Below are 13,423 nucleotides of genomic sequence, written 5' to 3'. Positions count from 1 at the left end.
CGCACCGACGTTAGTGTCAAACTGGCAGCAGGCCAGACAGATCCGCTGAAAGATGCCGGTCGGCCCGAGACGGTGGCAGCCCGTGGGGCCGCTGGGGAACGGAATCCATGACTCTGATCAGCTTTGTCGTGCCGGTCTACCAGGTGCAGGGTTACCTGCGCGAATGCCTGGACTCGATCCTCACCCAGTCGTTCACCGACATTGAGGTGATCGCGATCGACGACTGCTCCCCGGACAGCAGCGGCGAGATCCTCGCCGAGTACGCCGCCCGGGACGCCCGGCTGCGGGTGATCACGCTGGACCGGAACGAGGGACAGGGGCCAGCCCGGAACCGAGGCTTCGCCGAGGCGGTCGGGGAGTACATCTGGTTCATCGACAGTGACGACTGGCTTGCCGACGGGGCGATCCGGGCGGTGGCCGACCGGCTCCGGGAGACCGACGCCGAGGTGCTGATCGTCGACTACGCCCGGGTGCACTGGGACAACCGGACCGAACCGAGCCTGCCGGGTCGTACCTTTCACGAGGCCCCGCCGGTCTTCGCCCTGCGCGACTGGCCCAAGGCGATCGAGATCCTGCACGTGCCGTGGAACAAGGTCATCCGGCGGGACGTGCTGGCCAAGCTCAACTTCCACTTCCGCTCCGGCTGGTACGAGGACGTCCCGTTCACGTACGGGCTGCTGCTGACCGCCGAGCGGATCTCCCTGCTGGACCGGGTCTGCGTCTACTACCGGCAGCGCCGGGCGGGCGCGGCCACCCGGACGGTTGGCGACGGCCACTTCGCGATCTTCCCCAACTGGGCCCAGGTCTTCGACACCTTCGACGACTCCCGGCCCGGCGCAGCCGAGCTGCGCAAGCTGCTGTTCCGCCGGATGATCTGGCACTTCCTGGTCGTCCGGGGCAACGACGACCGGCTGCCGCCCGAACTGCGGGGCCGGTTCTTCACCGGGATGACCCAGCACTACCGTCGTTACCTTCCGCCGGGTGGCTATCCGATGCCCGGCGGGGTGGAAGGGCTGAAGCACCGCCTGGTCGCCGGTGGCCGGAACCGGACCTTCCAGGCGCTCCGGATCGGGTTCCGCGCTGCCGACTGGGCCCGGCAGACCATCGGTACGGTTGCTCGCAAGGGGCGGAACCTGGCCCGGTCGACGGTCCGGCTGGCTCGGGAGGCCGTCTACCGCAGCTACTACCGCCTCCAGTTGCGCCGCCCGATGGACGAGTCACTGGCCGTCTACGCCGCCTACTGGTACCGCGGCTACTCCTGCAACCCGGCCGCCATCCACGAGAAGGCCCGGCAGCTGGCCCCCGGGGTGCGCGGGGTGTTCGTGGTGCGCCGCGACAAGGCCAGCACCATCCCGCCCGGGGTCGACTACGTGGTCGCCGGATCGCTGCGCTACTACCGCACGCTGGCCCGGGCCAAGTGGCTGATCAACAACGTCAACTGGCCGAACAACGTGGTGAAGCGACCCGGTTCGGTGCACGTGATGACCCACCACGGCACCCCGCTGAAGGTGATGGGGCTGGATCAGCAGGCCTACCCGGGCGGCGTACAGGACGACGACTTCGCCGGCCAGATGCGTCGCGCCGACCGCTGGGACTACAGCATTACCTCGAACACGTTCACCACGCAGATGTGGGAGCGGGCGTACCCGTGCCGGTACGAGACCCTGGAGACCGGCTATCCCCGTAACGACCAACTCGTCACCGCCACCGCCCAGGACGTGGCCCAGATCCGGGCGAAGCTGGGTATCGAGCCCGGGGAGAAGGTCGTGCTCTACGCGCCGACCCACCGGGAACACCACCCGGGTTACCACCCGCCGTTCGACCCGGCCGAGCTGTTGGCGGCGATCGGGCCGAACGGGCGGTTGTTGATCCGCAGCCACTACTTCCACGACCGGGCCCACTCCCCGGGTAACGCGGGATTGGCCGACCGGGCCCGGGACGTGTCGGCGTACCCGAGTGTGGAGGAGCTCTACCTGGCCTCGGACGTGCTGGTCACCGACTACTCCTCAGTCATGTTCGACTACGCCGTCCTGGACCGTCCGATTGTCGTCTACGCTCCTGACTGGCAGGCTTACCGACTCGTACGGGGTGTCTACTTCGACATCACGGCCGAGCCGCCGGGAGCGGTCGTCACGTCCTTCCCGGACCTGCTCGACCTGTTCCGTACCGGGGGCGTCGACAACGACACCGCGGCGAAGGCACGTAGTCAGTTCCGGCGTAAGTTCTGCACGCCGGCTGATGGCCGGGCCGCGGAACGGGTCGTCCGAAAGGTGTTCCTCGGCGAGTCCAGCTGAGAGATGGGGGCAGGTATGGGGTCGGTCATCACCGTCGTCGTACCGATCTACAACGTCGAGCGGTACCTACCTGAGTGCCTCGCTTCGCTGGCCAGCCAGACGTACCCGGACCTGGACATCGTCCTGGTCGATGACGGGTCCACCGATGGCAGCGCCGAGGTGGCCCAGCAGCAGGCGGCCGGCGACCCTCGGTTCCGGTTGGTCCGCCAACCCAACCGAGGGCTGGGCGCGGCGCGCAATGTGGGCATCGACTTCGGCACCGGCGACTACCTGACGTTCGTGGACAGCGACGACGTGCTGCCGCCGTACGCCCTGGAGGTCCTGGTCGGTGCGCTGGAGCAGACCGGTTCGGACTTCGCCACGGGCAACGTCGCGCTGCTCACCTCGCGAGGGCTGCGCCAGTCGCCGCTGCACCGGGGCACCCATCGGAACACTCGACTGCGGATCACCCTGAAGGATCAGCGCAACCTGGTCTACGACCGGCTGGCCTGTAACAAGGTCTTTCGGCGGTCCTTCTGGGAGCGGCACGGACTGCGGTTCCCGGAAGGCGTGCGCTACGAGGACATCCCGGTCACGATCCCGGCGTACGCGCTGGCCGAGTCGGTCGACGTGATCGACCTGCCGGTCTACTACTGGCGGCAGCGGGAGGCCGGCGCCGTGGCGTCGATCAGCCAGCGGCAGACCGAGGTACGCAATCTGGTCGACCGGTTCGCCGCCGTGGACAGCGCGAGCCGGTCGTTGGCCGGGCTCGGGGACAGCAAGCTCAAGGACTGGTACGACGAGACCGTTCTACAGAGCGATCTGCGGATGTTCCTCGACCTGCTGCCCGACGTCGACCACGACTACCGGATCCAGTTCCTGGACCTGACCGCTGACTACCTGAGCCGGGTCGACGCTCGGGTGGTGGACCGGTTGGTTCCCCGGCTTCGGGTGGCGTGGCGGCTCGCCCGGGCCCGAGCCCTGTCCGAGCTGGTGACCGTGGTGGCGGCCAGCCGGAGCGGCGTGACGCCGCCGGTGGTACGCCGCGGACGTGGTTACTACGTCCAGCTTCCGTTCTTGGAGAACCCGCATCCGGCCGCGCCCCGGCATCTCTTCCGAGCGCCGGAAGGTATCCGGACCGAGGTGCACGAGGCTCGCTGGGTCGGGGATCAGCTGTATGTACGGGGGCTCGCGTACGACATGGTCCGGGGCGCGGACCGGCCCTGGCGGTCGGTACGGATGCTGTGGCTGCGGGAGGACGCCGGTCAACGGCGAAGGGTCCTGCTACCGAGCCGGGCCCACCATGTTGCCCAGGCATCCAGTCCGGTGCCGTACGGGTGGGCCGGATTTGTCGTCCGGGTGGATCCGGCCCGGTTGCGGGGTCGGGGCGACTGGGAGGTGGGGGACTGGATCTTCAACGTCGCCATCTTCGATGCCGGACGGCCGCAGCGGCGGCCCTTGGGCCTGGGTGAGGCCCGCCCGACGCTGCCCGCCCGCTGGGTCGCCGACGGTGTCCGGTTAGTGCCGTACGTGCGCTCCGGCCGGCTCCGCCTGCGGGTTGAGCGCCCAGCGGTCGGGGTAACCGCGACCCGGGTCGATGGTGACGCGTTGCTGGTGGAGGGCACGGCATTGACCCGACCCACGACTGCGGTGCTGCGACTGACCCGGGTTTCGGGCGTGATCTGGCGGACCTACCCGGTACGACCGGCCGAGGTCGGTACGGCCTGGTCGGCGCGTATTCCGCTGGCCGACCTGGTTGCCGGCAGCGGTCTACGGGACCGTCCGGTGCTGGTCGGGGAGGCGGGTGCCGGCTGGCGGGTTAGCTTCGCCGACGTGGGCGGTGGCGACGCACAGGACCTACCGGTCCCGGCCGACTTCGCCGGGGTTCGGCACACCGTCGGGGGCGTGGAGTTGGTGGCCCGGCCGTCGGACGACGAGGTGCTGTGGGTGCGGGCGCAGCCCCCCGGCCCGGTGGTGTACGACACGGATCTGACCGACGGCGTTCTGACGTTGACCGGAGAACTGCCCGGCGAGCAGTCCGGCTGGGACGACCTGCGGGTGGTGTTGCGTCGGCGGGAGGGTAGCGATCCGGCCGAGTTGCCGCCGCCCGATGTCGAGGTCCTGGCGGATGTGGCCGCGGGCCGGTGGACGGCTCGGATCTCCCTGTTCGACGAGGTCGGTCCGGCGGATGGCGACTGGCTGCCGCTCTATCGGCGGGAGGCGACCACCAGCCCGATCGACCTGCTGTTCGACACCTCGGCCCGGCGTCTGTTGCCCCGGGACGTGGCGGTACGCGGCCGACGGGTGGAGTTGTTCCCTGACCGGGGACGGGAGACGCTGCGGATCGGGCCGGCCGTATCCCGGCACTGACCGGGCGTGCCGCCGCCAGCCTGACCAGGCTTGCGACCAGGCACCCCGGTACGCCGACGGCCCGTCGAATTCAGGACCCCGGGTTCTGGACCCGGCGCTTCACCTGGCGGGCGGCTCCATCGGCGTAGCGGCGGGCCACGAAGCGGGTCGCCCGGGCAAGCGAGCGGATACCGCCTACTGGGATGGTGTCCCCGCCGGGCGTCGTCTTGCGCTTTTCGGTGATCGTGACCAGGCGTGGCCTCGGGGAGGCCAAATCCGTGACCGGCAGCGCCTCCAGGTTGACCACGTCGAAGTCGTCACCACTGACCCAGCGTTCTCCGGCCACCTCGGCGACCACCCGGTCGAGGGGCTCACCGGGCTCCTGGACCCGTAGCGCGCGACTCAGAGCCGAGGTGCGCCACAGTGCCAGCGCCTCGTTGGGCGACTTCACCCCGGGTGCCAGGAGCCGGATCAGCCCGATCTGCTTCTCGTCGGCGAGCTTCAGTAACCGTCGCACGGTGTTGGCGTGGACACCCAGGTGTGGCGGGACGTGCAGTAGGAAGGCGGAGGGGTAGGCGGTGACCGGGGCGGACCGCACCAGCTCGACCCGGGGCTCCGAGCGGTAGGTGACGGCGATCAGGCGGCGGTCCAGCACCGGGTCGTTCAGCACGGACTGGCGTCGTTCACTGATCTCGTCCCAGTCGGCTACCAGCTTGATCCGCAGATCGGTCTGGTCGCTGGCCAACAGCCGGTCGACGCACGTACGTACCAGTTCGAAACTGCCGTCGGCCGGCACGACCACGGTCACCAGTGGCACGGCCCAGGAGCGGTTGCCCACCGGGCGCAGGTAGCGAGGTTGGGGCATCAGGTCGGCGAGGTGCGGGTGGTTGTAACGCCGTAGGGCGTCGCCCTTGGTCATCATGTGCGACGCCCCCATGTGCCAGCTCCTGGCGAGCGGCTCGGGGATGAACACGGCACCAGCCTGGGCCAGGCGGTAGCCGAACTCGGTGTCCTCACCGAGTCGTAGCTCGGTGTTGAGCCCTCCGGTCGCCTCGTAGAGGGACCGGGGCAGGGCGGCGGTAGCCCCGACATGGGCCCGGAAGTTGAGGTGGTCACCGGCCCGGAGCTGCTTGGTGTCGTCGATGAGCTTCTCGACGTAGTCGTGGGGCTCAGTGTCCTCGAACCGGAAGAGTGTGTCGATGGTGCCCTTCGTGCACCGTTCGGCGACCTCCTCCGGGGTGGCCCAACCGTTACCGACGAAACGCTTGTAACCGAGGGTTACCGCCTCATCGGAGACGTGCTGCCACCGCACCTGCGCCTCGACGTGCTCGGGAAAGACGATCATGTCAGCGTCGAGCCAGTGCAGGATCTCCCCGGTGCTTACCGTCGCCCCGACGTGCAGCGCGTTGGACCTTCCCCAGCCGGCGGAATGGTCAGCCGTCCGGACGATTCGGCAGTTGAGCGGACGGATCTTGGGTAGTTCGATGGGCGGTTCGCTGCCGTCGTCGACCACGACCACTTCGAGCAGGTGGGCGGGATAGGTCTGGTGGCTCAACGAGGCGAGCGTCAGGTCGAGCGATTCCTGACAGTTGTAGGCAGGAATGACCACGGAGACCGACTTGGTGGGTAGCCATTGGCCCAACTCGCCGGGAGCCAGGGGGCTCCAGTCGTTTCGGAACAGTCTGACCTGTGGTGAGGAGGACCCCGACATCATGGTTCGTTTCCGGCTCGACACGAAGAAAGTGTATCCAGCGCCGGGACGTAGGCTGGGATCAGCACTACGACGGTCAGCACCCCGGCGTGCGTCAGCGCCAAACGTAGAGAGGGATTGGGTTGTCGAGCCAAAAACCGGCACATAGCTATCTCCGCTGGCGGATCGTCGTCGGTGACCGTAATGGCATGTGGCGTCGTAGCGGGCCCGTCAGCCTGTTGGGGGCGGGCGTGACCGAGGTGCCTGGTCGGGGCGGTGGACGCTCCGGGCCCCGCCCCGGAGACCGAGTCCATCGCATGGTGGTCTCCGCCCAGTCCGTCGAGTGGCTGCGATATCTCCTGACTGATCCCACCTCGCTCGTCGAGGTCACCCGGGTTTCGGTCATCGTCAATTCCTGGACCATCCCGCAGGGCGGCTGGTCCGGCCGGCTCGGCCCGCTCACGCACGTGCTCTCCCACCGACTCCGGCTACCCCGTAGCGGCGAGGGTCGCGCAGTCGTGGACATCGAGGTGGAGTGGCCCCGGCCGCTGCGGAAGGTGATCAGCGCAGTCCTTCCGCTGCTCACCCCGGTCCGGCCGATGCCGCACCCGGCCAGTGCGGACGTCACAGCCCAGGACGTGTTTCCGGCCTGGCTGGGTACCGGACAGAACGAGATCGCACTCTCCGGCGAGCTGCCGGACAACGAGGACATCCGGCCGTACGACATCGTGCTCACCGCTACTGGCGAAGCGCGACCACCGGTCGAGCCAGGCCAGACCGCCGCTGCGGATCCGGTCGGCAACCCTCCGGCCAGCCAGTACGGCACGATCCTCGCCGCCGACGGCGGCGGTGCTGGTGTAGGCACCCGTCCGGACGCGGTCCTGGTCGACCTGGAGCACGTCACGGTGCGTGGTCGGTACGGTCCGTTCGGCCCGACGGCTGGGCGAGCACAATTGAGCTTCACCAATGCCGTTGACGGTCGAGGTTGGCAGATCACCGGTTCCCAGGGAGTCCTCTGCACCGGTCGGGTCGACCGACCCTGGCTACCCGAGTCGACCCGGGAGGCGCTGGCCGAGATCGGTACGGTGATCTGCCCGTCCCTGCCGGCCCGCCATCCGATCGAGGAGGCCACCTTCCTGGCCCACCTGGTGCTGGCCGGGGTTCTGGTGCAGGTGCCAGACCTGCCCCCGACGGTCACCGCCTACCTGGCCGATGAGGTACGTGACCTGATCAGCGCACCACTACCCGAGCCGGACGAGGAGTTGGAGTGGGAGGCGCGCGTGGTCGGGCAACGGCGGGCGGTGATGCGTCAGCACGCGACCGGATTCGCCCTGCCGCGGCTTGCCGCCGCAACCTTCCCAGCTTTGGCCGAGCCGCCCTCGGTGAGCGCCCTGCTGGTCACCAAGCGACTGGAGTATGTGCCGGACGCGCTGGCCGCCATCGAGGCGCAGACCTACCCCAACCTGGAGATCGTGCTCTGTATGCACGGGGTCGAACTGTCGGCCGAGCTGCGGGACCGGGTCGCCCGGTCGCCCCGTCCGGTGGAATTGTTGACGCTGCCACCGGGGCACGGGTTCGGCGAGGCGATCGGGGTAGCCACCGCCCGGTCTCGGGGCACCCTGGTGACCAAGTTCGACGACGACGACACATATGGGCCGGAGCACGTCTGGGACCTGGTGCTCGCCCGACACCACTCCGGTGCGGCCATGGTCGGCAAGGGAGCCGAGTTCGTCTACCTGCAGACCATCGACACGACGGTACGGCGCGACGCCGGCCGGGCCGAGGCGTTCACCCACGTGGTGGCCGGCGGCACGATGTTGATCAGCCGAGGTGATCTGGAACAGGTCGGCGGTTGGCGGCCGGTGCCCCGTTCGATCGACAGGGGACTCATCGACCGGGTACGACGAGCCGGCGGCATGATCTACCGTACCCACCCGCTCGGCTACATCTATCAGCGTCGGTCCGATGGGCACACCTGGGACCCAGGGCTGGAGTACTTCCTGCGTGGCGGCGGAACACAGTGGTCCGGCATGCCCAAGCACTGGGAGTTCGGCACCACGGAGCGGCCCGTCTTCGGCTCCTGATCGGACATCGCCCCAGCCTGGGTTCGGAGGACCTCAGCCGTTCATCGCGGTAGATGAACCGTCACCCAGGGAACATGGCACGTTTACCCGATGGGCGAAGTCCATGATCCTGGTCACAGTCATTGCGGGTTCCGCGACCAGGCTGGGGAGGTGACGGTGGCGACCGTCGCACTCAAGGACGTCACGAAGGTGTTCCCGGACGGGACAGTGGCGGTGGACAACATCAGCCTCGACGTCAACGACGGCGAGTTCATGGTGTTGCTGGGACCTTCGGGGTGCGGCAAGTCGACCGTGCTGCGCATGGTGGCCGGGCTGGAGCAGCCGAGCAGCGGGGCCATCCTGCTCGACAGCGAGCTGGCCAACGACCTGTCCCCCCGGGACCGCCGGATTGCCATGGTCTTCCAGGACTTCGCCCTCTATCCGCACATGACCGTCGGCGAGAACATCGCCTTCCCGCTGCGACTGTCCGGAGTGGAGGAGACGATCCGCACCGAGCGGGTGGCGGACGTGGCGAGTGTGTTGGGCATCGGGGACGTGTTGGGTCGCAAACCCAGCCAGTTGTCGGGTGGCCAGCGGCAGCGGGTCGCGATGGGACGGGCGATCATACGTCGACCCAATTTCTTTCTCATGGACGAGCCCTTGTCCAACCTCGACAGTGGGCTGCGAGCCGAGTTGCGGGCGGAGATTTCCGGCCTGGTGCGCGAACTCGGTGTGACAACGATCTATGTGACCCATGATCAGGCCGAGGCGCTGACCATGGCAGATCGGGTGGCCATCATGCGGAAAGGCGTGCTCCAGGACGTCGGCACCCCGACCCAGGTCTACGGGCGGCCCGCGACACTCTATGTCGCCGCCTTCCTGGGCAGTCCCCGGATGAACCTGCTGGAGGCGTCGGTCTACGTCCACCTGGACCGGCACGTCGCGCTGCACCTCGGCGACCAGGTGCTGCGGTTGCCCTGGGAAGACATCCGGGCCCGCACCGTGGCGCGCTACCACGGTGAACGGATCGTGGTCGGGATGCGTGCCGAGGCGCTCACCCCGGTCGCCCCCGACGCCCCCGGTGAAGTGCTGCGGGGCCGGATCCGCTACCTGGAACACCACGGGCACGAGTCGCTGGCCTTCGTTGACATCGGGGCGACCGCCATCGTCGTCGACGAGTTGGGGACCCAGGCCGCTGGACGGTCCCGGCGGTCGGCCGGGTCGGGCCGGCTCAGCCGAGCGGTCCAGCGATTCATTGGTCGGGCGGCCGTACCCACCGCGGAGAACGCGGACTTGACCGGGGGTGTCCGCACCGGTGTGCTCTCCGACCCGGGCCGGCACCACCGCCGGCCGGCCGAGCTCGCGGTGCGGCTCGCGCCCTATCCCACCGTGTCGGCGGGGCATCCGCTCGCCATCTCGGTACGGATGGATGCGGTGCACTTCTTCGACGATCGCGGCGACCGCATCGACGTGGGCTGGCGCTGACCCGAGCCCTGCTGGTGCGGCCCTCTTGGGCAACGGGAGGGCCGCACCGATGTGCGTCACTACCAGGGGAGCAGTTGGTACGCGCCACCCACGGCGACGATCGCCAGCGCCGAGGCGGTGGCCGTGGCATATCCGAGTCGGCCAGCCCGCCAGTCAAGATCGATCTGGTGCGCCGGCGGATATGCGGTGGGGCTGCCCCTACCATCCCACCCAGACTCCTCGGCCGGACCGGGTGAACCGCCGGACCAGGCGAGCACTCGGACCAGGCGAGCACTCGGACCGGGCAGACACTCGGACCCTGACAGACGGCCGGAACAGGCAAACGGCCGGAACAGCGTTTCTCGGACGGACGCCCTGGATAGGTTGAGGTGATGTTGGGCCTACCTGATCAGGTGACCGTATGTCTCTTCGATCTCGATGGCGTGCTGACCCGTACCGCCCTGGTGCACAACGCCGCCTGGGCACAGACCTTTGACGCGTTTCTGCTGAAGCGGGCCGAGGCCAGTGGCGAGGTGTTCCGGCCCTTCGACCCCGGACCGGACTACCACCGGTACGTCGACGGCAAGGCCCGGGCCGACGGCGTCCGGTCGTTCCTCGCCTCCCGGGGCATCGTGCTGCCCGAGGGAGAGCCGGACGATCCGCCAGAGGTCGACACCGTCCACGGCATCGGTAACCGCAAGAACATCTTCCTGCTGGAGGTCCTGGAGCGGGACGGGGTCCAGGTCTACGAAGGCTCGGTGGCGTACCTGCTGGAAGCGCGACGGGCCGGGTTACGCCGGGCGGTAGTGTCGGCCAGCGCCAACTGCCAGGCGGTGGTCGCCGCCGCCGGCCTCGAAGATCTCCTGGAGGTACGCATCGACGGGGTGGTCGCGCGGGAGACCGGACTACGCGGTAAGCCTCACCCCGATACGTTCCTGGCCGCTTCCCAGTTGTTCGGGGTGGAGCCTGAACAGGCCGTCGTGTTCGAGGACGCCATCGCCGGCGTCGAGGCGGGCCGGGCCGGTGGGTTCGGGTACGTCGTCGGCGTGGACCGGGTTGGCCAGGCGGACGACCTGCTCGCCCACGGTGCCGACGTCGTGGTGCGCGACCTGGCCGAACTACTGCCGACATCCGGAGGCGCAATTTCATGAACGTGCGGAGAGGTCCAAGGCGGCCGAGGGTGGTCCGGTGATCCGGGAACGGGCGTACCCGGTAGAGCCGTGGTGTGTTCGGGAAACCCGTCTCGACCTTGACGTACTGGCCCAGTCGGAGTCGGTGTTCGCCCTTGCGAACGGCCACCTCGGGCTGCGTGGCAACCTGGACGAGGGTGATCCACACGGACTGCCCGGGACCTACCTCAACTCCTTCTTCGAGTTGCGGCCGCTGCCCTACGCGGAGGCAGGTTACGGCTTCCCCGAGTCCGGCCAGACGATCGTCAACGTCACCAACGGCAAGCTCATTCGGCTCTTCGTCGACGACGAGCCCTTCGACGTCCGGTATGGCGAACTGGTCTCGCATGAGCGGCGGCTCGACCTGAGGGCCGGAACGCTCACCCGAGATGTGGAGTGGCGGTCACCGGACGGCCGGGGGGTCCGGATCCACAGCACCCGGCTGGTGTCGTTCCGGCAGCGGGCGGTCGCCGCGATCAGCTACGAGGTGGAGCCGATCGACAAGCCGCTGCGCGTGATCGTGCAGTCCGAACTGGTCGCCAACGAGGAGCTACCCAAGCACGGCGGCGATCCTCGGGTGGCAGCGGCCCTGGAGCAGCCACTCCAGGCCGAGGAGCGCCTGGTCCAGGATGCGGGCGGTCTGCTGATCCACCGCACCAAGGCCAGTGGCCTGCGGGTGGCGGTGGCGATGACGCACGAAATCGAGGGGCCGGAGCGAACCCGGGTCAGCACCGAGGCGTACGAGGACTGGGCCCGAACCAGCGTCGCCTGCGAGCTGAAACCGGGCGAGCGGCTGCGGGTGGTCAAACTGATGGCGTACGGCTGGTCCAGCAGCCGGTCGTTGCCGGCGCTGCGCGACCAGGTCAGCGGCGCGCTGGCCGGCGCGCAACTCTCCGGTTGGGACGGGCTCCTGACCGAGCAGCGGGAATACCTCGACGAGTTCTGGGACAACTCCGACGTCCGGCTCGAAGGTGATCCCGAGGTACAGCAGGCGGTCCGGTTCGGTCTGTTCCACGTACTCCAGGCGGGTGCCCGGGCGGAGGCCCGGCCGATCGCGGCCAAGGGGCTGACCGGGCCGGGTTACGACGGGCACATCTTCTGGGACACCGAGTCGTTCGTGTTGCCGGTGCTCACCTACACGAACCCGGCTGCGGTCGCGCCGGCCCTGCGCTGGCGGCACTCCACCCTCAACCTGGCCCAGGAGCGGGCCCGGACCCTCGATCTGCGCGGGGCGACCTTTCCGTGGCGCACCATCCAGGGGCAGGAGTGCTCGGCGTACTGGCCGGCGGGAACGGCTGGCTTCCACATCGGCGCGGACATCGCCGACGCGGTACGCCGCTACGTCCTGGTCACCGGGGACGAAGCCTTTGAACGCGAATTCGGGCTGGAGTTGCTGGTGGAGACGGCTCGGCTGTGGCTTTCGCTCGGCCACCACGACCGGCATGGGCGGTTCCATCTGGACGGTCTGACCGGCCCGGACGAGTACACGGCGGTCAAGGACGACAACGTCTACACCAACCTGATGGCACAGCGGAACCTGTTGGCCGCCGCTGAGGCCGCCACCCGACACAGCGAGCAGGCCTGGCGGCTGGGGGTCGATGACGAGGAGATGGCCGCCTGGCGGGACGCCGCCACCGACATGTACGTCCCGTACGACGAGGAGTTGGGGGTGCACCCGCAGGTGGAGGGGTTCACCCGGCTCCAGGAGTGGGACTTCGACAGCACACCGTTGGACAAGTACCCGCTGCTGCTCAACTACCCGTACGTCGATCTGTACCGCAAGCAGGTGGTGAAGCAGTCCGACCTGGTGCTGGCGATGCACTGGCGGGGGGACGCGTTCACCGCCGAGCAGAAGGCCCGCAACTTCGCCTACTACGAGCGGCGTACGGTGCGGGACTCGTCCCTGTCGGCGTGCACCCAGGCGGTGATCGCCGCCGAGGTGGGCTTTCTCGAACTGGCCCACGACTATCTGGGCGAGGCCGCGTTGATGGACCTGCACGACCTCAACCAGAACACCCGGGACGGGGTGCACGTGGCGTCGCTGGCTGGGGCGTGGATCGCCCTGGTGGCCGGGTTCGGTGGGCTGCGCGACCACGATGGCACGCTCTCGTTCGCGCCCCGGTTGCCGAGCCGGCTCGATCGGCTGGAGTTCTCGTTACGGTGGCACGGTCACCGGTTGCACGTGGACGTACGGCCACAGGAGACGACGTACGGCATCCGGGACGGGGGCGCCGACACCAGCATCGAGCTGCGTCACCATGGTGAGACGGTACGGGTGACCAGCGAGAACCCGGTCACCTGCCCGGTGCCGCCGCTGCCGCCGGTCGGTCCGCCGCCGCAGCAGCCCCGCGGCCGGGCGCCGGTCCGCCGTACCCAGGAGTCCGGTCCGCCGGGAGGAGCAGGCTAGCGGCGGGT

Annotated in this window: 8 protein-coding genes; 6 read left to right on the top strand and 2 right to left on the bottom strand. The window is 68.9% G+C overall.

What is annotated here, in order from left to right:
- Positions 1–107: 107 nt before the first annotated feature.
- Positions 108–2,294: a bifunctional glycosyltransferase/CDP-glycerol:glycerophosphate glycerophosphotransferase gene (locus ACWDV4_RS07055; protein WP_449975544.1), complete on the top strand. Its 2,187-nt coding sequence runs from the start codon at positions 108–110 to the stop codon at positions 2,292–2,294.
- Between the two features lie 15 nt (positions 2,295–2,309).
- The gene (locus tag ACWDV4_RS07050) at positions 2,310–4,643 is read left to right on the top strand and encodes a glycosyltransferase (RefSeq protein WP_449975543.1); all 2,334 of its coding nucleotides are present in this window, start codon (positions 2,310–2,312) and stop codon (positions 4,641–4,643) included.
- Between the two features lie 70 nt (positions 4,644–4,713).
- On the opposite strand, the gene ACWDV4_RS07045 is transcribed toward ACWDV4_RS07050, so the two are convergent.
- Positions 4,714–6,357 (bottom strand): glycosyltransferase, encoded by a 1,644-nt coding sequence (locus tag ACWDV4_RS07045; RefSeq protein ID WP_449975541.1) that lies wholly within the window; start codon positions 6,355–6,357, stop codon positions 4,714–4,716.
- A 164-nt stretch (positions 6,358–6,521) separates the two neighbouring features.
- Here ACWDV4_RS07045 and ACWDV4_RS07040 point away from each other — a divergent pair, with 164 nt between their 5' ends.
- Together ACWDV4_RS07040 and ACWDV4_RS07035 are read left to right on the top strand one after the other, a co-directional pair.
- Positions 6,522–8,396, top strand: coding sequence for a glycosyltransferase (locus ACWDV4_RS07040; RefSeq protein WP_449975540.1), 1,875 nt, complete (start codon positions 6,522–6,524; stop codon positions 8,394–8,396).
- Between the two features lie 156 nt (positions 8,397–8,552).
- Entirely contained in the window at positions 8,553–9,860 is a 1,308-nt protein-coding gene (locus tag ACWDV4_RS07035) for an ABC transporter ATP-binding protein (RefSeq protein WP_449975539.1), read from the top strand.
- 59 nt (positions 9,861–9,919) lie between these two features.
- Here ACWDV4_RS07035 and ACWDV4_RS07030 read toward each other — a convergent pair whose 3' ends face one another.
- On the bottom strand, positions 9,920–10,117 hold the full coding sequence (locus ACWDV4_RS07030; RefSeq protein ID WP_449975538.1) for a hypothetical protein: 198 nt from the start codon (positions 10,115–10,117) through the stop codon (positions 9,920–9,922).
- A gap of 114 nt (positions 10,118–10,231) precedes the next feature.
- Here ACWDV4_RS07030 and ACWDV4_RS07025 point away from each other — a divergent pair, with 114 nt between their 5' ends.
- Positions 10,232–10,990, top strand: coding sequence for an HAD family hydrolase (locus ACWDV4_RS07025; RefSeq protein WP_449975536.1), 759 nt, complete (start codon positions 10,232–10,234; stop codon positions 10,988–10,990).
- A 37-nt stretch (positions 10,991–11,027) separates the two neighbouring features.
- Positions 11,028–13,415 carry a glycoside hydrolase family 65 protein gene (locus tag ACWDV4_RS07020; protein WP_449975535.1) on the top strand — a complete coding sequence of 796 codons (2,388 nt, stop codon included), beginning with the start codon at positions 11,028–11,030 and terminating at the stop codon, positions 13,413–13,415.
- The last annotated feature ends 8 nt before the right edge of the window (positions 13,416–13,423 follow it).

The sequence above is a fragment of the Micromonospora sp. NPDC003197 genome (assembly GCF_053590565.1).
This window is presented reverse-complemented; position numbering and strand designations above follow the sequence as displayed.